This is a genomic window from Paenibacillus sp. FSL P4-0081, from assembly GCF_000758565.1.
Taxonomy (GTDB): Bacteria; Bacillota; Bacilli; order Paenibacillales; family Paenibacillaceae; genus Paenibacillus_AQ; species Paenibacillus_AQ phytohabitans.
This window is the reverse complement of record NZ_CP009280.1, coordinates 1248077-1269704: the sequence shown is the minus strand read 5'-3', so window position 1 is coordinate 1269704 and position 21628 is coordinate 1248077. Positions and strand designations below refer to the sequence as shown.

General features: G+C 51.9%; 19 protein-coding genes. 7 read left to right on the top strand and 12 right to left on the bottom strand.

What is annotated here, in order from left to right; genetic code table 11:
• Nucleotides 1-153 precede the first annotated feature (153 nt).
• Nucleotides 154-1086 (bottom strand): manganese-dependent inorganic pyrophosphatase, encoded by a 933-nt coding sequence (locus P40081_RS05435; RefSeq protein ID WP_042133906.1) that lies wholly within the window; start codon nucleotides 1084-1086, stop codon nucleotides 154-156.
• An 88-nt stretch (nucleotides 1087-1174) separates the two neighbouring features.
• Nucleotides 1175-2014: an AAC(3) family N-acetyltransferase gene (locus P40081_RS05430; protein ID WP_042133903.1), complete on the bottom strand. Its 840-nt coding sequence runs from the start codon at nucleotides 2012-2014 to the stop codon at nucleotides 1175-1177.
• Between the two features lie 192 nt (nucleotides 2015-2206).
• On the opposite strand from P40081_RS05430, the gene P40081_RS05425 reads away from it, so the two are divergent.
• Nucleotides 2207-3190 (top strand): ring-cleaving dioxygenase, encoded by a 984-nt coding sequence (locus tag P40081_RS05425; protein ID WP_042133902.1) that lies wholly within the window; start codon nucleotides 2207-2209, stop codon nucleotides 3188-3190.
• A 198-nt stretch (nucleotides 3191-3388) separates the two neighbouring features.
• Here the strand turns inward: P40081_RS05425 and P40081_RS36190 are convergent, their stop codons facing one another.
• Nucleotides 3389-4060 carry a stalk domain-containing protein gene (locus tag P40081_RS36190; protein WP_052421681.1) on the bottom strand — a complete coding sequence of 224 codons (672 nt, stop codon included), beginning with the start codon at nucleotides 4058-4060 and terminating at the stop codon, nucleotides 3389-3391.
• Between the two features lie 147 nt (nucleotides 4061-4207).
• Complete coding sequence (locus P40081_RS05415; protein WP_039302939.1) at nucleotides 4208-4891, bottom strand: YjjG family noncanonical pyrimidine nucleotidase; 684 nt, start codon at nucleotides 4889-4891, stop codon at nucleotides 4208-4210.
• Between the two features lie 200 nt (nucleotides 4892-5091).
• Here P40081_RS05415 and P40081_RS05410 point away from each other — a divergent pair, with 200 nt between their 5' ends.
• Entirely contained in the window at nucleotides 5092-6051 is a 960-nt protein-coding gene (locus P40081_RS05410; RefSeq protein WP_171720677.1) for an MraY family glycosyltransferase, read from the top strand.
• A 382-nt stretch (nucleotides 6052-6433) separates the two neighbouring features.
• On the opposite strand, the gene P40081_RS05405 is transcribed toward P40081_RS05410, so the two are convergent.
• From P40081_RS05405 to P40081_RS05380, 6 genes are all read right to left on the bottom strand, one after another.
• Nucleotides 6434-6955, bottom strand: a complete 522-nt coding sequence (locus tag P40081_RS05405; protein ID WP_156118533.1) for a mismatch-specific DNA-glycosylase — start codon at nucleotides 6953-6955, stop codon at nucleotides 6434-6436.
• A gap of 280 nt (nucleotides 6956-7235) precedes the next feature.
• Entirely contained in the window at nucleotides 7236-9242 is a 2007-nt protein-coding gene (locus P40081_RS05400) for a DUF6449 domain-containing protein (RefSeq protein ID WP_042133896.1), read from the bottom strand.
• A complete protein-coding gene (locus tag P40081_RS05395; RefSeq protein WP_042133894.1) occupies nucleotides 9217-10119 on the bottom strand; it encodes an ABC transporter ATP-binding protein in 903 nt (300 codons plus the stop codon). Before P40081_RS05395 ends, P40081_RS05400 begins: the two co-directional genes overlap by 26 nt.
• Nucleotides 10112-10501 (bottom strand): GntR family transcriptional regulator, encoded by a 390-nt coding sequence (locus tag P40081_RS05390; protein ID WP_042133893.1) that lies wholly within the window; start codon nucleotides 10499-10501, stop codon nucleotides 10112-10114. Before P40081_RS05390 ends, P40081_RS05395 begins: the two co-directional genes overlap by 8 nt.
• A 253-nt stretch (nucleotides 10502-10754) precedes the next feature.
• Complete coding sequence (aguA, locus tag P40081_RS05385; RefSeq protein WP_042133891.1) at nucleotides 10755-11855, bottom strand: agmatine deiminase; 1101 nt, start codon at nucleotides 11853-11855, stop codon at nucleotides 10755-10757.
• A 237-nt stretch (nucleotides 11856-12092) separates the two neighbouring features.
• Entirely contained in the window at nucleotides 12093-13529 is a 1437-nt protein-coding gene (locus tag P40081_RS05380; protein ID WP_042133889.1) for an MFS transporter, read from the bottom strand.
• Between the two features lie 157 nt (nucleotides 13530-13686).
• Here P40081_RS05380 and P40081_RS05375 point away from each other — a divergent pair, with 157 nt between their 5' ends.
• The gene (locus tag P40081_RS05375; RefSeq protein WP_042133887.1) at nucleotides 13687-14304 is read left to right on the top strand and encodes a TetR/AcrR family transcriptional regulator; all 618 of its coding nucleotides are present in this window, start codon (nucleotides 13687-13689) and stop codon (nucleotides 14302-14304) included.
• A gap of 165 nt (nucleotides 14305-14469) precedes the next feature.
• On the opposite strand, the gene P40081_RS05370 is transcribed toward P40081_RS05375, so the two are convergent.
• Nucleotides 14470-15609: a polysaccharide deacetylase family protein gene (locus P40081_RS05370; protein WP_052421680.1), complete on the bottom strand. Its 1140-nt coding sequence runs from the start codon at nucleotides 15607-15609 to the stop codon at nucleotides 14470-14472.
• A gap of 504 nt (nucleotides 15610-16113) precedes the next feature.
• On the opposite strand from P40081_RS05370, the gene qoxA reads away from it, so the two are divergent.
• Genes qoxA through qoxD form a run of 4 tightly spaced genes read left to right on the top strand, consistent with a single transcriptional unit; the run spans nucleotide 16114 to nucleotide 20011 of the window.
• Nucleotides 16114-17130: a cytochrome aa3 quinol oxidase subunit II gene (gene qoxA / locus P40081_RS05365; RefSeq protein WP_042133885.1), complete on the top strand. Its 1017-nt coding sequence runs from the start codon at nucleotides 16114-16116 to the stop codon at nucleotides 17128-17130.
• 43 nt (nucleotides 17131-17173) lie between these two features.
• Nucleotides 17174-19123: a cytochrome aa3 quinol oxidase subunit I gene (gene qoxB / locus P40081_RS05360; protein ID WP_042133883.1), complete on the top strand. Its 1950-nt coding sequence runs from the start codon at nucleotides 17174-17176 to the stop codon at nucleotides 19121-19123.
• A complete protein-coding gene (gene qoxC / locus P40081_RS05355) occupies nucleotides 19120-19716 on the top strand; it encodes a cytochrome aa3 quinol oxidase subunit III (protein WP_042133881.1) in 597 nt (198 codons plus the stop codon). Before qoxB ends, qoxC begins: the two co-directional genes overlap by 4 nt.
• Before the next feature lies 1 nt (nucleotide 19717).
• On the top strand, nucleotides 19718-20011 hold the full coding sequence (qoxD, locus tag P40081_RS05350; RefSeq protein ID WP_039302907.1) for a cytochrome aa3 quinol oxidase subunit IV: 294 nt from the start codon (nucleotides 19718-19720) through the stop codon (nucleotides 20009-20011).
• Nucleotides 20012-20211: 200 nt separating this feature from the next.
• On the opposite strand, the gene P40081_RS05345 is transcribed toward qoxD, so the two are convergent.
• Entirely contained in the window at nucleotides 20212-21357 is a 1146-nt protein-coding gene (locus P40081_RS05345; protein ID WP_042133878.1) for a hypothetical protein, read from the bottom strand.
• Between the last annotated feature and the right edge of the window lie 271 nt (nucleotides 21358-21628).

The window sequence follows — 21628 nt, the reverse complement described above, 5'->3', positions numbered from 1 at the left end:
ATATTCCTATGCTGATTATACCCGCCAAACCGGAAGGAGTTGCTGTCAATTGTAAAATAAAACCGGTTGCTTCATCCTGTTAAGAATGCTGCAGCCGGTTTTATGTAAAATTATGGATTATTCACTGTTCCGGATGAGTTCCGGGCGTGCCTGTTACAGCTTGGCAATCGTTTCGGTCAGCACCGGTACGATCTGCGATTTGCGGGAAACTACACCCTTCAGCACAGCTTTGTTGTCGTCCAGCTTCACATTGTAAGCCTGCTCCACAGCACCTGCCACGCGGCCCAGAGCCAGTCCAACCGAATCGTTGTTCAGGATATCGGTAACTACGAACAGGAACAGATCAAGTCCCTTGTCGTCGATAATCGCGGTAAGGGCTGTTTCCAGCTCTGCCTGCTTGGAGAGCACATCGTTCACATCTACCGCATTGACCTGGGCGATCTCCACTTTGTATTCACCCATTTTGAATTCCTTGGCATCCAGGGAGATCAGCTGGGCAATACTCTTGTCGCTTAGGTCCGCACCCGCTTTGAGCATGGCAAGGCCATAGCTGTCAGCGTCTACACCAGCAATGTCAGCCAGCTCACGGGCAGCGGCAACATCTTCATCTGTGCAGGTCGGCGATTTGAACAGCAGGGAGTCGGAAATGATAGCGGAGAGCATCAGACCGGCGATGTCCTTCGGAATGGCTACACCATTCTCTTTGTACAGCTTATTCAGGATTGTTGCAGTGCAGCCTACCGGCTCTGCACGATAGTACAGCGGATGAGCGGTTTCAAAGTTGGCAATCCGGTGATGGTCGATAACTTCAACCACACGGACCTGATCGATATCATTCGCACTTTGCTGGCGTTCGTTATGGTCAACGAGAATAACCTGCTTCGCTTCAGCGGCAACATTCTCCACGTGGCGCGGTGCCGGTACCCCGAAGTGATCAAGCGCATATTGGGTTTCTCCGCTGACTTCTCCCAGCCGGACCGGCTCGGCATCCCAGCCCAGTTCCTTCTTGAGTGCTGCATAAGCAATTGCTGAACAGATGGTATCTGTATCCGGGTTTTTGTGTCCAAAGATCAAAGTTTTTGTCATTTCCAATCTCCTTACTTTGTTTTTTGTGAGAATAATATACCATACATTGATAGGGCCTTGCCAGAATGAACAGATACCCGGCCCCGGATTAAGGGCGGGAGCGCTCCCGGGCTGGCCGGTGCTGCGGAATTCCCGGCTTCGTCTTGGGTAATGCTTCAGGCACATCCCCTCCGCTTAGCGGTTCATTGTCCGAGAACAAATCCGGATTGTCCTCCAGCATGCGGCTCAGGATATCCGTGGTCTCCACGGTTCCGCAGATCATGACTCCGGCATCCCCGAAGCTCCCCCGGCGCAGAGCGCCGCCTTTCTCCAGCACAGGCTCCACTTTCCAGAAATGCTGCGACCAGGACAGCCCGGAATGTCTGCGTGAAGGAACAGCGATTTCCTCCCCTTCAGGTGTCACAGTGTAGAGCAGTTCATGCCCGTCCGTCATTCTGCCGGGGATATCCCCCCACTCTTCAATGCCATGGATGAAGGTATTCCTCCGCAGATCCACACCCAGCAGCATTATCTCTGCCTTGCGGTCCAGCAGCTTACCGTAGACCGAGCCTCGCGCGCAGGGCGTATCCCAGCGCTGGTCTCCGGCAGTGAAGGCCGCCGCGTCTGCTCCAAGCGCAGCTACAGAGTGGGTCGGATGCCAGGAGCGGATCACACCCGGCCGCTTCCGGAACAGCTCCGGCAGGATGCCGACACAGACGGGTGACTCCAGAACAGAGAACTTCGGGTTCGCCCCGTTAATATATGACCAGGTATGTGCCGGCAGGACAAGCAGCCCTTCCTTCATATATTCGGAGAGCGCATCCAGTACGGTGTCCGCCCCTCCTTCTACTTCACCGATGCTTTTATAGGAGGAATGAACCAGCAGCGTTCCGCGCGGATCGATTCGCAGGTTCTCCAGCTGCCGCAGCAGACTTGATTGGGTATGCATGTTTACCCCCGCTTTCTTGGATACTATATAGGATTATAAAATACATCTTGCATTTATTCTTATTAACTATTAAAATTATAGTAACTTAAAAATACTCATTAAGTATCCGGCACGTTCAAATACATCCGCTTAAGGTCACAAAATTATAGCTGCTGCTTACGAAGCGGCAAAACTTTATTAGGAGGTCTTCCCATGAGTTTAACATTAAAAGGGCTTCATCATGTATCCGCCATTACAGCCAAAGCACCGGAAAACTACAAATTCTATACAGAAGTGCTCGGACTCCGCCTGATCAAAAAAACAGTAAACCAGGATGATGTCTCTGTCTATCACCTGTTCTATGGTGATGAGACCGGGAATCCGGGTACGGAGCTTACCTTCTTCGAGCTGCCGAACGCCGGCCGCAACCGCGACGGCAACAACAGCATCTCTGCACTTTCACTCCGTGTACCAAGTGATGATGCGCTGCTCTTCTGGACCCAGCGGTTCACGGTGTTTGGTGTAGAGCACGATGAGATTACCGAACGCGGCGGCCGCAAGACGCTGGCCTTCACCGACCACGAGGGACAGCGCCTCATCCTCGTCTCGGATGAGCATAATCAGGGCATGGCCGGCGGCAAGCCCTGGGACAAGAGCCCCGTACCGGCGGAATATGCCATTGTTGGACTGGGTCCGGCACATCTTACAGTGGAGACTGCCGAACATACGGCACTGATTCTGGAAGACCTGCTCGGCTTCCGCCGCGCAGGCACTTATCCTTCGCCGGTAACCGGACAGCCGGATGTCATCGTGTTCGAGACCGGAGAAGGCGGGTCCGGCACGGAGATTCATCTGGAGGAACGCAAGGATCTGCCGCAGGAGCGCCTCGGACGGGGCGGTGTACACCATGTCGCCTTCCGCGTGGATAACGAAGAAGAGCTCAAGCTGTGGATCGAACGTATCCGCACCGTGCAGCTGCCCAATTCCGGATTCGTCGACCGCTTCTACTTCCGCTCCCTGTACTTCCGCGAGCCGAATGGAATCCTGTTCGAGCTGGCTACGGATGGACCGGGCTTCGCCACCGATGAAGAGGTGGAGCATCTGGGCGAAGCTCTGGCCCTGCCGCCGTTCCTGGAGTCGAAACGTGCACAGATCGAAGCCCATTTGAAGCCGCTGGATACCCGGCAGCAGGCTTAAGGAGTCTGCCCGGCTGGCGGGCACAGCATCTATCCTTCTTAGAGGACCCACGGACAGTGGACAATCAGGGTCTCCGGGTGCAGAAGTCCGTGTACCAGGCACCTCCTGAATCTGCAGCATCCCAGCAAAAACTCCGGGCCGACAAGCGGCCCGGAGTTTTGAGTCTGTATACGGCTGTATGACGGCATACTTACTCCGTTAGCTCTCTGACCAGGTAACGGTGAAGATATTGAAGCCCGGCCGGGCAGTCGAAGCTTTACCAGTGATCGATACCGGGCTTGTACCACCGAGTCTGCCGGTAATTTTGACCGTGCTGGCGGATACGGTCTCAGAGGCATTATCGAGCCGCTTAATCCGCACATATTCACTGTATACGAATCCCATCATGTCCAGCGTTTCCTGCGTGGAGTAGCTGAAGGCTACCTTTTTCACACCGTTAGCATCCGTATCAAGGGTAGTCGCAATCAGGGCATCGGCCGGAATCGGGAAATCCTTCGGCAGATTAACCGGCCGGGCAGTACCCTCTACCGGAGCTGTAGTCCCGCCGCCAGCGGAGGTTCCCGGTGAAGGAGTGACCTCGCTGCCGGTACCGATCCGCACTTTATAATTCGCGGCATCATAAGTTATCGGCACATCCAGCGCATCCGCGATCGAACGGATGGGCAGGTAAGTGGTGCCTTCGTAGGTGATTGGCGTTAGAGTTTTGCCATTGCCGTCCTTCAGCCAGTAAGGAGTGCCATCCACCACAATCCCGAGACTGTGGTTGAGATAGGCTTTGATCTGCTGCAGCTTGGCGCCTGCGTAGACTCCTGCCGAGCCGGTTACCGTAAGTCCGGTGACCACGGCGGCAATCAGCCATTTTTTGTTCATAGTAATCCTCTCCCGTGTGTTGTTATCAATATAGGATGAATATAGCGTCCTTATATATTTAACACAGGGGAGAATCTTTCAACCTCCCGGAAGCCAAGTTCAAGAAGGATTGGCGCGCCACTTCACCCGCCTGCCACAAACTTCGCCCTAGCGCACAATCTCCAGCAGCTCATGTAAACTGCGGATTTCATAGGTAGGCAGCACATCCGGATCTCCCGGCTTCTCCAGCGGATTGAACCAGCAGGTATCGATGCCATAATTGATCCCGCCCTGGATATCCGAGGTCAGGGAGTCACCGACAATCAGCACCTTACTTTTATCGGTAATCTTAAGCCGCTCAAAAGCATAGTCAAAAATCCCCGTCTCCGGCTTCTGATACCCGGTCTCCTCAGAGATAATAATCGCCTCGAACACCTCGCTCAGCGGCGAACCCTTAATTCTGGATTGCTGCACATCCTTGATTCCGTTCGTAATAATCGCCAGCCTGCATCCGGCAAGCTCTCCGCACAGCTCTATCGCGCCTTGAATCAGGAACGTGCCTTCACCGAGGAACCGCAGATAAGCTTCGCTGAATTCATCCGGCTTAAGCTCAAGGTGATGTGCGGCAAACAGCCGGTTGAACCGCTCCACCCGCAGCGCGGCAGAGGTAATCCGCCCCTGCTCGAAATCCTTCCACAGCGAATGGTTAATTGCTTTGTAGCTGGCCGCATAGTCCTCTGCCCCTGTCGGCAGGCCAAAATGGGCAAAGGCGTGGTACAAGGCATGGCTCTCCGCCATCCCGTAATCAAACAGCGTATCATCAGCATCAAATAAAATACATTCGTATTTCAAAATAATTCCCTCCATCTCGTTTGCCGGTTCGACAACGTATAACCTTCTGCGATATAATTTAGGACAGACCAGCCCAAGCAGAAACGGCTTTGCCGTCCTTTTTTTAAGGATGGTAGCGTTTCTGCGAGAAATAGAAGGATAAGTTATCGTGTGAAACCTATATGTTCTTATATTTTAAATAAATCAACGGGGTGATTGTCATTTTATACGTTTTAGCGTTTCTCGTGTCATTTTTTATCGTTTATCTGCTGATTCCCCCTCTTGGTAAGCTCGCTTTCCGCCTTGATTTTGTGGACAGGCCCAGAGAAGATGTAGAACGCAAAATACATAGGGAGCCGATTCCGCTCACGGCCAGCTATGCCATATTCGTAGGCTTCTTTATTACATATCTGCTGTTTGCCCGGGATTTCTCACTGGAGACGCTGGCCCTGTTCATCGGCGGCGTGCTGCTGCTGACAATAGGAACCATTGATGACTGGTACAAAACCAAAGGCAAGGACTTCCCGGCGCTTCCGAAATTCATTGTTCAGATCGCCGCAGCGATTCTCGTCTTTTTCTCAGGCAATGCCTTCACGGGATTCATCAATCCCTTCTCAGGAGATTATATCTCACTGCCGTTCATTCTGCAGTTCCTGCTGACGATTATCTGGATCTTCGGCGTCACCACGGTGATTAATTTCTCTGACGGCATGGATGGCCTGGCCGGAGGACTGACGGCGATCTCGGCAGTAACCCTGTTCGTAGTCGCCATTACCATGGGACAATCCTCGTCGGCCATCATGGCGATGTCGCTGATCGGGGTCACAGTCGCGTATCTGCGCTACAACAAGGCTCCCGCCAAAATCTTCATGGGTGACGCCGGCGCCACCTTCCTCGGCTTCATTCTGGCCGTGATTGCGCTCGACGGTGCCTTCAAGCAGGCAACGGTGCTGTCCCTGTGCATCCCGATTCTTGCGCTCGGCGTGCCGATCTTCGATAATATTTTTGTTGTCGTCAAAAGGTTCCTCAAGGGCCAGGCCATCTATCAGGCCGACGCCACCCAGGTTCATTACCGCCTGCTCAAAGCCGGCCTGAACCAAAAGCAGGTCGTTGCTGTGCTGTATCTGGTCAGCGTCTGCCTGTCGTTATCATCCATCATTCTGCTGCTGATTCAGATCTAACTATGTAAGCCCCCTTGAGCCTTTGAGCTGAGGGGGCTTTTGTTTGATGTGCAGTTCACTGCAATTGTTCGAATTTACCAGCTTTATCCGCTTATCCGCGTTCCGGGGCAAAGATCTGGTGACCTTTTATAAAATCCTACCCATAATACAACATTCCCTTCATCCTATGGGCCTAAATCCAGAATTGTTGTACAAAAGGCATGATTTCGCCTTTCTCTAGCGGCTTAGCAGGATTATTCTTGTATTTCATACAACAATCCGCCTGAATACCTGGCTCTCAATGAATCAAAGTTGTAAAACGTACAACTTTCAGGTCTACAGGGCTTCCTCAGAAGTCCCCATCCTGCGGAAACTACGAATCAAGTATATGGCGGCCCTTGCCTCAAGTCTCCTTCTCTTCCGTAAAATCATGCAGACGCCGGTAAATATCCACGATCTCCGGCATTGGCATACGGACGAGACCGCTGGACGAAGGCGTGACAAACTCCCGCACTCCATCCACCACCGGAGTCACCCCCTCCTGAAATCCCCAGTCCGCTTTGGTTCTGCGGCTGAATTCCGTGTATACGCCTTTGCCGACAAAGCAGGCGATCTCCGGACGGTATTGCTCCAGCTTGGCCCGGAGCAGCTCCCGGCCCTGCGTGTATTCCTCCCGGGTTATATCTTCAGCGCCTACCGTGGGGCGGGCGACAATGTTCGTGAACCCGTAGCCCAGCTTCAGCAATTCGCCGTCCTCCGAGGCATCATACAGCCGCGGCGTCAGACCGGACTTATGCAGGATGCGCCAGAAGTTATTGCGCGGATTGGCATAGTGGTGACCCAGCTCTCCGGAACGGATGCTGGGGTTAAATCCTATGAAGACGATCTGCAGTCCATGATCCAGATGATCCGGTACCTCTTCCATTAAAGTTCCCTCCTTACACGGCAGCTCCATGTGAGTCATTATGCTTACTTTATATAAGCATAACCCAAGCAGAGGCTTAAGACACGCAAGCGCCTCATTATCCGCACCTCATTTCCTCCCCGGCACGCTTCGGGCGGAAACAAGAGTAGTCATCCCGAAATCATTAGCCTCAACCGCTGTTCATTCCATGGATGCGGTAGAAAAATGCCCCCGTCCGGGAAACATCACCGGATACGGGGGCATTAGTCTGACTTTGGTTTAATTTTAATAGACAAGATGACTATGGTAGAAGGGCCTTTAGCTCTGGCGTTACGTCTTGTTCGTCTATTGAGATGTAACTCGTCATTCCAATTTTGTACTCTATCTTCACCACGTACCTGCCATCTTGTCCGGTGACATTCTGACGGTGCTGCAGAATATCATCAATAAGTGTCTTATCTTTAACTGTGACTGAACGTTCCTCGTTGCGGGCCAGATTCAAACGCCGTTCAATACTGCCACGAAGCGCTGAAGCCATTCCATCCTTGTTGTAATCTTTGAAAATTACAGCTGACAATACGTCCTTTGCTGTTGCTTTAACTTTATTAGCATAGCCCTTCTGTTCCAGCCAGGTCCCCAATTCATGGTATGAAGGATACCACGGATAAGAATAATAGCGCTGATAACCTGTTGAATCCGGTTTATTGACTAACTCAATGGATGCCCGCTCAAGCTGACCGGAAACCTGATCTTCATAGGACATATTCAATACTTCCCGCTTCAGAATCTCCTTAAGCTCCAGAACCTCCTGCCGGTCAGAAATACTGACCACCTTATCCAGATTACTCAGTCTGAAGCTGTCTACATTCCGGTCCAGCATGGACAGAACATATTTCACGCGCTTAAAGTCCGCATTCTCCATTATGGCTTTCAGTTCCGGCTCGAAACCCTTGGCCGGAACATTGTAGGTCCGCATCAGCTTCCGCCCGCTCTCCAGCTTATATACCAGGGTGAACTGCCGGTTACCCGTATAATCATAACTCGGCGCATTCCCGGGATCCGGCCTCAAAGTAACAATCGCATGATGCAGCGCAGTGACAGCTTCGATGTACCGCGGATCCGTGGATAGAATCTCTTCCTCCGGTTCCTTAATGCCGTTAATCCCTTGTGGTGGATCCTGGGTTAAGAACTCGTAATTCCCCCCGGCATATACCGCAGTCACTTTATCAACCTGTGGCACCCTGTCCTCATACCCGGTTAACCCTGACACGGGAATGTAGAGCAGCAGACCCAGCAGCACGCTGTAGACCGCGAATTCAAGCGGCAGCCTGCGGGTCATAATATGCCAGGTTTTACGGAGAATCATCTCTACTACAATGTAACCAACCAGCCCTCCGATAAAGACACTGCCGATGATCCAGCCAAGCTGATTCCGCCCGGTACCGAAGTAAAGGCTGGCCAGAAGCATACTGCACAGCATCACACCGGCTTTGAACAGCGGATTGAAGTAGGAGAAGGCCAGAGCCTGACCGGCTTTTTCCCCGTGGCGTTTACGGTACAGCAGGAAGGACAGCGCCATGAACACAGCGGAAAGAATGGCATATACCCACGTCTCCACACTAGTAAAAGGCTCCACGGACAGGTCCATAATACGCAGAAGCGGTGCCCAGTTATTCAGGATATTCTGCAAGCCGGACCATTCCGGATACCCGTAGAGATATCTGTTCAGATGCAGGTCGATGAATTGCAGGAGTGCAGCGGGAAGAACCAGCAGGATGAAGATCAGGATTCCCTGGAGAATGGTCTGTCCCGTGCAAATGCCTACAAATACCGTGAACACAAATAGAAACAGCGTCAGCAGGCTGACGGTCAGGCACCATTCCCAGACATCGGCTGCGTTGTAGATATACATGATGCCGTCCAGCGGGCGGATGATAGCCGCAACCGCAGCCGTAATCCAGACAGGCGGAAGCAGCAGGAGCAAACCGCTCAGCGTATGGGAAGCCAGCAGATGCGAGCGCCGCAGCGGCAGGCTGTGCCACAGGTCGGAAGGCATTTTGGACTGCAGATAACGGAACAGGAATAAGCCGGCTCCAACAGGAAAAGCAACAAGGAAAGGTGCAATATCTATGCCAATGTTAAAAAGGTCCGGTATCTCCATCGGCTCCGTAAAACGATAGCCGTTCATGAGTATCTGCAGCGGGAATATGAACAACAGTACCAGTGTATATAGGATTCCGATCCAGCCGTGCTGGCGCAGATTCTGGCGGATAATGCTGCTGTTAAAGAAGTATCGGCTGCGCGTCATAACCGGCATCCCCCATTTCATAAATAAAGATTTCCTCCAGCGTCAGCGCCAGCAGATCGAACACATAAGGCTCGTAGACATGAAAAGCCTGGGCGATCCGCTCCCGGTCGCCTTTTACAATATACAGGCTGACACTCCCCCGCTGCTCCTGATGGAGAATCTGCAGCTTGGCCTCCAGCGCCGCCGCATGGCGTTCATCGCGGAAGGCCACCTGGATCTTATGCGTGTCCGCCTTCAGATCATCCAGATCCTTCTCAACCAGCATCCGGCCTTCATGCATAATGCCGACATGGTCGCATAGATCTTCGATTTCCCGCAGGTTATGCGAGGAGATCAGCACGGTAAGCTCCCGCTCGGCCACCTCCTGGAACAGCAGATTCTTGATCTGCCTGCGCATGACCGGGTCCAGCCCATCGATCGGCTCGTCCATAATCAGCACATCCGGCTTGCAGCTGAGGGCCAGCCAGAAGGCGGCTTGGCGCTGCATTCCTTTGGAGAAACGGCTGAGCTTGCGCCGGGTATCCAGCCGGAACGCCGTCCCGAGCTCCTCGTATCTCTTCTGGCTCCATTCCGGATAGATGGAACGGTAGAATGCCGCCATACTTCTGATAGTTGCCTGCGGGAAGAAATAAGGACTGTCCGGCATGAAGATCAGCCTGCGCTTCACCTCAGGAGCTTCGAACACCGGCTGGCCGTCTATTTTGACACTCCCTGTTTCAGGACGATAGATACCGGCGAGCGTCTTCAGCAGCGTTGTTTTACCGGCTCCGTTGGAGCCCAGCAAGCCGTAAATGGCGCCTTTATGTACAGTCAGCGAAATGTCTTCAACAGCCTTTTCCTCCTGGAAAATCTTGCTCACTCCGCGTATCTCAATCATGGCTGTTCTCCTCTCTTCTCTTATCCAGCGCCTGGCGGTACAGCGCACTCATCTCACTCTCCGTGAATCCGAGGTAGACTGCCTCTGCCATCAGCCGCAGCAGCTCTTCCTTCAGCTCTGCCCGTTTACTCTCATTCTGTCCGTGCTGCAGCGGGGCTACGAAATTGCCTTTGCCCTGCAGTGAATAGATGTAACCTTCCCGCTCCAGCTCCCTGTAGGCTTTCTGGATCGTATTGGGATTCACCGTAAGCTGCGAGGATAAAGCCCTCACCGAAGGCAGCTGTTCATCCGCCTGCAGAATACCATGCATAATCATCTCTTTGACCTTACCGGTCAGCTGTTCATAGATCGGCTTGCGGCTGCGTACATCGAGTTCGAACATGACAGTCCTCCTTTCATATGATGTTTCACAGGATGCCAGGGTGTATTAACTGTACTACTATTATTAATACAGTCATGGGCATATGTCAATCATTAACATACAAGCATTGATTGAACCTTAACCAGCGCTTTTGCAGCAAGTCGGCCGGGTAAACCGTTTCACTCCATGCACAAAAAGAACCCGGGCCACAAGAGGACCCGGGTTAGACGATATGCCGGCCCGTTTCGAGCCCGGTGCAGGTGCAAGTGCAAAACTACCAGCCCCGGGGCTGCTGCTGGGTAATACAGTGAATATTCCCGCCGCCCAAGGCGATCTCACGGGTATTGACCTGCACCACCGTGCGGTCTGTGAATAACTGCTGCACGGTCTCCAGCGCCTCCCCATCCCGTCTGTCCCCGAATGCCGGCATTACCACTCCGCCATTGCAGATATAGAAATTCACATAAGTCGCAGCGAATGTTGTACCTGAGGCACGGCTGTAGCTGCCGCTGGCCGGGTCGATCCATCCCGCCTCTTCATCTGTAATGATCAGCCGCTCCGGGATGTGCAGCCGGTGAACCTCCAGCTTGCGCCCGCGGGCATCCTTCTGCCGGATGAGCCGTGAATAGGCTTCGTGCAGCACCTCATATTGCGGATCTTCCCGGTCGTCCGTCCAGCTCATCACCACTACGCCCGGCTTCACAAAAGCGGCCACCTCATCAATATGCCCGTCCGTCTCATCATCGCTCATTCCTCGGGGCAGCCAGATAATCTTGTCTACGTTCAGCGTATCGCGCAAATAACCCCCGATCTGCCTTTTGGACAGATGAGGGTTGCGGTTCTTATGCAGCAGACACTGCTCAGTAGTTATCAGCGTACCTTCTCCATCCACATGAACAGCTCCGCCCTCAAGGATGAAATGCCGCAGGTCATAATAGTCCAGCTTCTCGATCTCCAGCACCTTCCGCTTCACCAGCAGATCCTGGTCCCAGGGAAAATACAGCCCTCCGTCCAGTCCGCCCCAGGCGTTGAACCCCCAGTCAATTCCCCTCACCCCGCCGCTGCTGTTCACTACAAAGGTCGGGCCGATATCCCGCATCCACGCATCGTTCGAGGAGATCTCCACCACACGTACCTGCGGTGGCACAAGTGCCCGGACATGCTCATATTGGGCACTGATGGTGCCTATCGTTACAGGCTCAAACTCCGCAATCGCTGCCGCCACTCTGGCAAAAGCAGCCTGCGCCGGCTTCGCCCCCAGCCGCCAAGTGTCCGTCCGGGTCGGCCAGAGCATCCATGTCCCCTGATGCGGCTCGAATTCTCCGGGCATACGGTAGCCGTTTTGTCTGGGTGTACTGGTAATTCTGCGTGGCATAAGCATCCCTCCCGGCACTTGAACAGGATGGGGACCGCAGAGAACGCTGCCCGGCATCTCGTCCTGTTCCAATTTATGCGGGGCCGGGACTTATTGCTACGATTCGGAACACCGGTGAACAAAATAATCACTGTCCAGTTTCGCGAACAATTAATTTGCGTTGTTATAAGAAAAATATTATTTCAGGGATTCCGCCAGGCACAGACAAACAGCTGTAGAGATACGACATGCTAATTATCAAACGCTGCCCCGCCGCTGTCTGCGTTCATCACTGAATACAGCTGCGGCGATTCCCGGCAGGATCAGGTAACTTGCAAACTTATAAGTCTGGCTGAAAGCATCTACGGCAGCCTGCTGCTGCACATCCGCTCCAGGTATCACCCGTATGTTAGCGGAGCCCGCTGCTCTCAGCTGCCCGGCTGTATTATGCTGCAGCACGGTGACGATAATGGCCACGCCGATTACACTGCCGAGTGACTTCGCCATATTGGTTACCCCTGAAGCAATACCCACCTTATCTTCAGGAACGACCCGGATCGCCGAAGACATCACAGGCGCCATCGAGAGCCCCACACCAAGGCCGGCCAGCGCGAGCCGGAGCATCACCGCGCCCAGTGTAGAGCCGGCGTGCAGCCCGCTCATGGAATAGGTGGCACCGCCTATCAACACCATGCCTGCTGCAGCAAACCGGCTGCTGCCATATTTCGCAGACAGCGGTCCGGAAATGGCTGAGCTGGCGATGGAGCCGACTGCCATCATGGAGAGAACAAGGCCCGCCTTCAGTTCCGACACCCCCATCACCCGGGTCAGATAAAAGGAGGTCAGCAGCGAAACATTCATCAGCGCCGCACCTAAGATGATCATAGAAACCGATGTGCTGTTGAATGCTCTGATCCTTAGTAATGACAAGGGCAGCATCGGCTCCTTCCCCTTGTACTGCGTAATAAAAAAGAACACCACAAACAATACTCCCGCAGCCAGCAGCGCTAGGAAAATCCGTGAGCTCCAGCCGTAATCCTGCACTTTGATCAGAGCATATGTAAGGAAGAACATCCCTCCGGTGATCCCCAGGATCCCGGCGTAATCTATGGAACGGCCCGCTGTGTTATCCCGCGATTCCTTAATGAATATGGCCGTCAGCACAATACTCAGCAGCCCAAGCGGTACATTCACAAAAAAGATCCATTCCCAGCTCAGCTTCTGTGTCAGAATCCCGCCAAGCGCCGGACCGCTTGCAGCCGCCACCCCGGAGATGGCACCCCAGATGCCGATAATCACGCCGTGCATTTCTTTGGGAAAGGTTGTGGTGGTCAGCGGAATCGTGACCGGCACAATCACCGCACCGGCCAATCCCTGAATGACTCTAAGTGCAATGAGCATACCGAGCGAAGTAGAGAAACCTGCCAGCAGGGAGCTCAGCGTAAACAGCGCCACGCCAATGAGGAACACCTTCTTCCGCCCGAATTGATCGGCCAGACGGGAGGCGGTGAGTATAAACACGGCAAAGGCCAGATTATAGCCGTTCATCACCCAGGAGACTTGTGATACACTTCCGCCGAAATGACGTGTCATCTCCGGCAGGGCAATATTAATAATCGTCGTATCCAGCAGCGCCATGAAAAAGCCCAGGACTATTGCCGTAAAAGATAACGCTCTTCGTGTTCTAACGCCCATCTCCATCACCCTTCAAAATATGAAATAAAGTTCATATTCGCATTATATGAACCAAAGTTCACATTTGTCAATCACAAAAAACGAACCATGGTTCAACTTTTATTGACAGCTTAAAACGGCTCCTCTAGAATTCGTACTATAAGGGGGACCTTAAGACATGGGTGAAATCGAGGACAAAGTTAGAACTCCGCAGCAGGAGCGCAGTATCAGAACCAAGGAAGCCATTATCCGGGCGGCAATGAAGCTATTCTCGGACAAGGGCTTCCATCAGACCAATACCAAGGAAATCGCAGCGGCGGCCGGGGTATCCACAGGCAGCTTCTATTCCTATTTTATTGATAAAAGAGCCGTATTCATCGATGTTCTCCATATGTACGGCGATGACCTTCTGGCCAGGATCGATGCTTCAATGTCAGAGATTAATTTCGAAACGATCGGCCGCTCCGAGCTGATTCTGCATCTGATAGACACCCTTCTGCTCTCGCATAAGGCGTTTATCGGATATCATAAAGATCTGAGCATCATGTACCACAGTGATGAGGTCATCAAGCAGCTGATGGATGCCCAATATGAAACAGGCCGGCTCAGAACGCTTAAGTACCTGCAGATGGGTCAGGATGAATTGAAGACTGAAGACGTTGAGGCAGCTTCCGTAATTGTGTTCGAAGCGGTGAGTGCAATCGTCGATGTCATTTCCTTCTCCCCGCAGCGGATTGCCGTGGACCGGTTGAAGTCGGAGCTGGTCAATATGCTTGTCCAATATCTGTACAAGTAGCGCCTCCGTTACTCTCGTGCTAACACATCTGGCCGCTGATTCAGCCGGCGCGAACCTGCATTGTTGTACTTTATGCAGGATTTCCGGCGATTCGGCGGGCCGCAAAAAAGAGCAAGCGGCCGGAAACCTCCCGCAGCTTGCTCTTTTGCATTCAAATCCTTCTGATTACCGTTTATCCTTCCAGAAATTCACCGGCTCCATATCCTTTGTAATGACCTGGAAGGTGTAGCCATCCTTCTTAAGCGCTTCTAGCAGACGCGGCAGCACCTTGAGGGTGGCCTTCTGATCATGCATCAGAATAACCGGATTGGTCTTCGACTTCTTCAGCGTGTGAACCTGCTCCATTACTGTATTGTAGATCTTGTCACTGTCCTCTTTGTATCTCCAGTCATTCGAATCCACATTCCAGTCCCAGAGATGATAGCCCTGACCCAGCACCTTATCCCGGAAAGACTTGGTGAAATACGGTTTGCTTCCGTAAGGCGGCCGGATTAGCGTTGTAGTAGCACCCGTCAGCTTCTTAAGGACAGCATTATCGCCCGACATCTCCGCCAGTGCCGCAGCCGGGGAAGCATAGAATTTCTCCTTGCGGTGTGTCATGCCATGAAGCCCCAGGCCGTAGTCCTCCTTCACAATCCGCTTCACCTGCGAAGGATATTTGTTCATATTATTTCCCAGCATGAAGAAGGTTGCCTGCACCTCATACTTGCTTAAGATATCCAGCAGCTGGGAAGTCGTCGCCGACGGGCCGTCATCAAAAGTAAGATACACGGTTTGTCCCGGCTTGCCGGGTTCAGCGGATGGCGCAGGAGCCGCAGGCACTGTTTCCTTCGGCTTCAGCTCTGCTGCATACTGGGTGACAAAGGCTTCATCCGTAAGCCCCGCCGAGCCGTCCTTCACCCGGAGTAAATATTTATCCCCCGCAAAGGATATGATATACCCAAGATACCCGCTTACTTTCAGCGGAACCATAAGTTTACCGTCCTGCAAAAAAGTGCTCACAGGCACCACTGTGCCATCTTTGAGCACAGCGCCGGCATCGCCCTGCAAGGTCAGCGAGCCGGAGCCGCCAGACACCAGAACTCCGTCGGTCAGGCCGGTAAGCGTCCATTTTAATTCATCGGCCAGAGCACGCAGCGGGACATAGTAAGTGCCTTTTACAGACACGGCTTCTATACCGCTCAATTTATCGTTGATCCCGAGCTTTAGTACATTAGTCTTACCTTCAGCGTTAGCAGGGATCTGTACAAGACCCGTAATCAGGAATAAAGAGAAGAATAACAGCATTATTTTTTTAATGGGCACAGCAGCAATCTCCAATCTATGTATATTTGTCTATTACTTTATCACACATAGATATAACGTAATTTGAGAGATTGTAACCGCAAGCTAAAATATTGTTACCCTTTTTGCAATGAGAAAATGATTATTCAGCTTTTTTTCTGAAATACGACAATTCGCGTCGAATGCTGTCACAGCAAGCAATATGCGGTTAAATCACATCTTTTTGACCCAAAATAAATGTGACAAAATTAATAACAATTGTGCAATCTTGAACAAAGTTTGAACAACCTTAAAATTAGCTTAAACTGCGCCACTACAGTGATCTTTATCATACCTTTAAGTAGTTGTAACAATTTGATCACACATATTTAACTTGTTCGCCATTTTTAAGGTCTTTTTTTAGCCTAATATACAAAATATGTATTTTGCATTATGGGTAAGTAGTTCTTACTATAGATACAGGTTAAGTAGTAAGACCGTTAATGAACGGCGAATGAAAAGTAGTATTGAAGGAAGGAGTTCTATATGAAAAAAAAGGGACCGTTATACGCTTTGTTTCTAAGCCTGATCCTTCTCCTGCCGGGATGCAGCTCGATCGCTGTTCTGAACCCGAAGGGGCCGTCTGCAAGGACGTTATCGGACACCATCATTCTCTCCATTGTTGTAATGCTTGGTGTTCTGGCAGTTGTCTACATCTTATATATCTTTGTTCTGGTGAAATACCGGGCGAAGAAGAGTAACGAGGGTTACATTCCTGAACACGAGGAGGGCAACAAGGTACTTGAAGCGATCTGGATTATTATCCCGATCATTATCGTCGCCTTCTTGTCAGTTGTAACCGTCAAGACAACTACCGAGGTTGAGAACGTGGCCGCGGATTACAAAGATCAGACACCGCTGGTCATTTACGCTTCATCCTCCAACTGGAAGTGGCATTTCAGCTATCCGGAGGAAGGCATTGAAACGGTTAACTACGTGAATATGCCTGTGCATCGTGCAGTTGAATTCAGAATGTACTCATTCGGCACCATTACCAGCTTATGGATTCCACAGCTTGCCGGACAAAAGTACGCCATGAGCGACATGCTCACCACGCTTCACCTTTCTGCTGATACCGAAGGCTCTTATATCGGAAAGAATGCCAACTTCAGCGGTAAAGGCTTTGCCCACATGGAATTTGAAGCCCTTGTTATGAGCAACAAGGATTATGACGAATGGGTGAATGACGTCAAGGAAACCGCGCCTGAGCTTACAGAAGATGAATTCAAAGGCCTGCTCGCCACGGACTTCCTCGGACGCAAAACCTATTCCTCGACCCATTTGGAGTTCAGTCCTCCCCCTGGAGACCACAGTGAACACATGAGTGGTGACGGAAGTGAGATGGATATGGACAACGGCAGTGAAGAGCATCAGGATAACAAAGAGATCCACCCTTCTCCTGAGCCGTCCAGCGGAACCGAATTTGACAGCGAACCTGATCCGGAAGTCGAACAGCCGCTGCCAAGCTCACCCGTAGATGCCGAGACTCATGATGGCCACTAGCTCTGCAAGAGCTTAACGTAACACACTGAAAGGAGCCACCCTAATGGATTTAGACAAATTTAAGGTTCACGGCGAACCCTTGATATACGGAGCCATGGTCAGCATTGCACTTGCCACCATCGGGATTCTCGTCGGGCTTACCTATTTCAAGAAATGGGGATACCTCTGGCGTGAATGGCTTACTACTGTAGATCACAAAAAAATCGGTGTCATGTATATCCTCGCGGCGCTGCTCATGCTGTTCCGCGGCGGTGTGGACGCGATGATGATGCGTCTGCAGACGGCAGCGCCGGAAATGAAATTCCTCGATGCCCAGCATTACAATGAGGTATTTACCACGCATGGCCTAATCATGATCCTGTTCATGGCCATGCCGTTCATCATCGGTCTGATGAATGTGATCATTCCGCTGCAGATCGGCGCGCGTGACGTCGCGTTCCCGCGGCTTAACGCCGTCAGCTTCTGGCTCTTCTTCATGGGGGCCATGCTGCTGAACATTTCCTTCGTTATCGGCGGATCGCCGGATGCCGGATGGTCAGCCTACTTCCCGCTGGCGAGTCTTGAATTCAGCCCGACGGTCGGTAACAACTACTACTCCCTGGCCCTCCAGATTTCCGGTATCGGGACTCTGATTACAGGGGTCAACTTTATCGTAACGATTCTCAAGATGCGCGCACCGGGCATGAAGCTGATGAAGATGCCGATGTTCACCTGGTCCGTACTCATCACCAACGTCATTATCGTCTTCGCCTTCCCGGTACTTACTGTTGCGCTTGCGCTGATGATGTTCGACCGCCTGTTCGGCTCCCAGTTCTTCACGATGGCCAACGGCGGGATGGATATGCTCTGGGCCAATCTGTTCTGGGTTTGGGGTCATCCGGAGGTCTATATCGTTATTCTGCCGGCCTTCGGTATTTATAGCGAAATTATCGCCACCTTCTCCAAAAAGAACCTGTACGGATATACCTCAATGGTATTCAGTATGCTGATTATCTCGCTCCTGTCCTTCCTAGTATGGGCTCACCATTTCTATACGATGGGTCAAGGCGCCATGGTCAACAGCTTCTTCTCGATTACCACAATGGCTATTGCCGTACCTACAGGGGTTAAGATATTCAACTGGCTGTTCACCCTGCGAAAAGGCAGGATTACCTTCACAACGCCAATGCTGTATACGCTCGCCTTTATTCCGATTTTCACCATCGGCGGGGTAACGGGTGTCATGCTCGCAATGGCCAGTGCCGATTACCAGTATCACAACACGATGTTCCTTGTGGCGCATTTCCACTATGTGCTCATTCCGGGTGCCGTGTTCGCCGTCATCGCCGGGTTCCATTACTGGTTCCCTAAAGTGTTCGGCTTCCGCCTGAATGAACGGCTCGGTAAGCATTCCTTCTGGTGGATCGTGATTTCCTTCAACGTAACCTTCTTCCCGCTGTTCTTCCTGGGTCTGATGGGAATGACACGCCGGACGTATACCTATTCCGAGGAATCAGGCTTTGGCCCGCTGAATATGCTGTCCTTCGTAGGGGCAGTCGGGCTGGCTATCGGATTCCTGCTGCTGGTCTACAATATTTACTGGAGCACACGTTATATGCCTAGAGACACAACAAGTGATCCATGGGATGGACGGACACTCGAATGGGCTACGCATAGCCCGATGCCGGTCTACAACTTCGCAATTGTCCCTACTGTGCAGACCCGTGATGCCTTGTGGTCCGCGAAGCAGGACAATATCCCGCTCTATGACGACAAAAAAATCACCAAGATCCATATGCCTAGCAATACCGGCAAGCCGTTCATTCTGGGCGTGATCTTCTTCATCCTGGGATTCTCCCTGGTATTCAGCTTATGGATTCCGGCCATCCTCTCAGGTATCGGTGTCATTGTCATGCTGGCCTTCATGTCCTTCGACCGGGATCACGGCTACTATATTTCGGCTGAAGAGGTTATCGCTACAGAAAAGAAATTGAAGCGGGGTGAGACTGTATGAAAATAGATGCGTCCAAGCCGCTCGAATATTCAACGGAAGAGAACAGTAACAAGATCTTCGGCTTCTGGGTCTTTCTCGGAGCTGAAATTCCTCTCTTCGCCACATTGTTCACTGTTTACTTCGTAATGGTCAACCGCTTTGCCAGCGGACCGAGCGCCAGCGAGCTGTTCAAAATCGGCCCCGTGCTGATCGAGACCTTCCTGCTGCTGTCGAGCTCCTTCACGATCGGCCTGGCTATCCATGCCATGCGGCATGGCTATAAGAAAGCGATGATGGTCTTCATGGCCATCACGCTGCTTATGGGCCTCGGCTTTATCGGCATTGAAATTGACGAGTTCTTCACTTACGTCCATGAGGGTGCGACCCTGCAAACCAGCGGTTTCCTCTCCAGTCTGTTCGTACTGCTCGGAACGCATGGTGCCCACGTCAGCTTCGGCTTCCTGTGGGGAGCGGGAATCATGATTCAGCTGTGGCGCCATGGCATCACACCGGCCACCGCCAACAAGGCTTTTATCTTCTCCCTGTTCTGGCATTTCCTGGACGTTGTCTGGATCTTTATCTTCAGCTTCGTCTACCTGAAAGGACTGATGTGACATGATGAAGCAACTGTTCCCAATTCGCCATGTGATGGGTTATCTGGCCTCTCTGGTCCTTTCTGCCGCTGCGCTGATTGTCATCTACGGAGATCTCTCCTCCGGGGCCAATATGGCCGTGCTGCTGATTACAGCGCTTATCCAGGCTTCTCTGCAGCTGTTTGTATTCATGCACATCGGGGAATCGGCCGACTCCAAGAAAGAGCTGTACATCAACATCGCCTATGCACTGTTCGTGGGTCTGGTTACCATCTTCGGAACCCTGTTTATCTTCGTGTGGGGCTGGTACTCTTAAACTTTATGAGGGGCGGGAACGCCTCTTCTACGCAGCATAATAAAAGCGGTCCGTTTCCGGTATGTTCCGGGACGGGCCGCTTTTTTGGTGCAAATCATGAATTAATATTGATGTGGTCGTAACTGCGGTGAATGTTTAAACTTCCCCCTCCGTCACTTCCATCTTGTATTGTCCATTCAAGTCCGAAAGCTAAAAAATCACTAATCCTGCAACTGCACCACACTGCTGCTGCTCTCATCCCCGCTCCATTCGGTATACGCCAGCTGTTTGCCCGAAGGGCTCCAGGAGGTCGTCAGATTCCCTGTACCATCTGCAACCTTGACAGACTTACCCGATTCCAGATCGTAGACATAAAGAGCAGTAGAGGCCGTACCGTCCCCGTCAGCGGACATGCTGTAGGCAATCATCCGCTGGTCCGGCGACCAGGAGATACCGCCAAGCTCCGCGCCTTCCACGATAATCTTCTGATTTCCCCCGTCTGTATCAGTGAGGAGCAGCGCTTGTGCGGAATCCTTATATTGCTGGACCAGCAGCTGATCTCCGCCCGGTGAAGGAATTACGCTGCCGACACGGTCAATTTTCAAGGTGGCTTTTTCCTTGGTATTCAGATCGAAGGTTTGCAGCGATTCGCCGGAATTGGAGGTGTAATAAATCTTATCTTTGATTTGCCGGACAACAATCAGTCCTTCACCGCTAAGTCCCTCTACCGCAGCGATCTTACCGGAGGTATTTGCTGTAAAAGCACCTCCGCTGTATGCAGGTCCTATAACGGTGTCATCATCAGCCCACCGGGCGCTCATAGCTCCTGCAATGTCATCGCCTGTGATACTGAAGGTCTTCTTTGACCCTAAATCCATCACATAGTAGACCGGATCTCCTAATGAGAATTCATTATACAGCAGATGCTTGTGATCGGATGACAATACAGCGTCTCCCAGAAACACATTTTCCTGTTCCTTGATCAATTCAAATTCTTTGGTATCCAGGTGGTAGAAGTACAGGCTTTTGGGCAATGAATCCGCGAGCTCCTCCAGACTCATTTTACCTAACTTGTCGTTCTCCTTGGACACTACAACCGTATCCTCATCCATCCAGTCAGAAATAACTATATTCTCATAATGCCTGATCTCCCCCGCCGCTACCCCAGGCCCGGCTGCTTCCCGGGTTGGTTCGGCAGATTTGACGGGTTCAGCCGTTCGCGCAGGTCCGGCTGGTGTACCCGTGCCCTCCGTGCTGTTCCCCGGCTCCTGGACAACGGCATTATTTCCGTCCTGACCTGCACTGCAGGCAATAAGTGTGCTCATTAATACCGGAACTAGGGCCAGTTTGAATATTGGGGTCCTCATCCTGTGAATCGCCTCCTTGAATTCAGGTTCACAACCTGGAATGAACATCCAATCATGGAATCATGGAATCGCGCTCAGGGCGCCCTTCCGTTTCCTTAGCAATACCCCGGAGCTGCTCTCCCGGTATCCTTAAAGACGTGAGCAGTAAGCCGTATGTTGCAGGAAGCTGCCTGTTGTTGTAGGGCCGGATGACCTTATTCATTCAAAAAAAGCCTTGTTCAGCTGCAGATAACAGGAAACTCCCTGCAATCTTTAGCCGAACAAGGCTTCA

What these genes read in the sequence shown, in the direction of transcription:
- P40081_RS05375 (WP_042133887.1), top strand. Translation starts at nt 13,687, where the DNA reads ATGGGTGAAATCGAGGACAAAGTTAGAACTCCGCAGCAGGAGCGCAGT.
- P40081_RS05345 (WP_042133878.1), bottom strand. Translation starts at nt 21,357, where the DNA reads ATGAGGACCCCAATATTCAAACTGGCCCTAGTTCCGGTATTAATGAGC.
- P40081_RS05390 (WP_042133893.1), bottom strand. Translation starts at nt 10,501, where the DNA reads ATGTTCGAACTCGATGTACGCAGCCGCAAGCCGATCTATGAACAGCTG.
- qoxB (WP_042133883.1), top strand. Translation starts at nt 17,174, where the DNA reads ATGGATTTAGACAAATTTAAGGTTCACGGCGAACCCTTGATATACGGA.
- P40081_RS05395 (WP_042133894.1), bottom strand. Translation starts at nt 10,119, where the DNA reads ATGATTGAGATACGCGGAGTGAGCAAGATTTTCCAGGAGGAAAAGGCT.
- P40081_RS36190 (WP_052421681.1), bottom strand. Translation starts at nt 4,060, where the DNA reads ATGAACAAAAAATGGCTGATTGCCGCCGTGGTCACCGGACTTACGGTA.
- P40081_RS05435 (WP_042133906.1), bottom strand. Translation starts at nt 1,086, where the DNA reads ATGACAAAAACTTTGATCTTTGGACACAAAAACCCGGATACAGATACC.
- P40081_RS05400 (WP_042133896.1), bottom strand. Translation starts at nt 9,242, where the DNA reads ATGACGCGCAGCCGATACTTCTTTAACAGCAGCATTATCCGCCAGAAT.
- qoxC (WP_042133881.1), top strand. Translation starts at nt 19,120, where the DNA reads ATGAAAATAGATGCGTCCAAGCCGCTCGAATATTCAACGGAAGAGAAC.
- P40081_RS05430 (WP_042133903.1), bottom strand. Translation starts at nt 2,014, where the DNA reads ATGCATACCCAATCAAGTCTGCTGCGGCAGCTGGAGAACCTGCGAATC.
- qoxA (WP_042133885.1), top strand. Translation starts at nt 16,114, where the DNA reads ATGAAAAAAAAGGGACCGTTATACGCTTTGTTTCTAAGCCTGATCCTT.
- P40081_RS05380 (WP_042133889.1), bottom strand. Translation starts at nt 13,529, where the DNA reads ATGGGCGTTAGAACACGAAGAGCGTTATCTTTTACGGCAATAGTCCTG.
- qoxD (WP_039302907.1), top strand. Translation starts at nt 19,718, where the DNA reads ATGATGAAGCAACTGTTCCCAATTCGCCATGTGATGGGTTATCTGGCC.
- P40081_RS05405 (WP_156118533.1), bottom strand. Translation starts at nt 6,955, where the DNA reads ATGGAAGAGGTACCGGATCATCTGGATCATGGACTGCAGATCGTCTTC.
- aguA (WP_042133891.1), bottom strand. Translation starts at nt 11,855, where the DNA reads ATGCCACGCAGAATTACCAGTACACCCAGACAAAACGGCTACCGTATG.
- P40081_RS05425 (WP_042133902.1), top strand. Translation starts at nt 2,207, where the DNA reads ATGAGTTTAACATTAAAAGGGCTTCATCATGTATCCGCCATTACAGCC.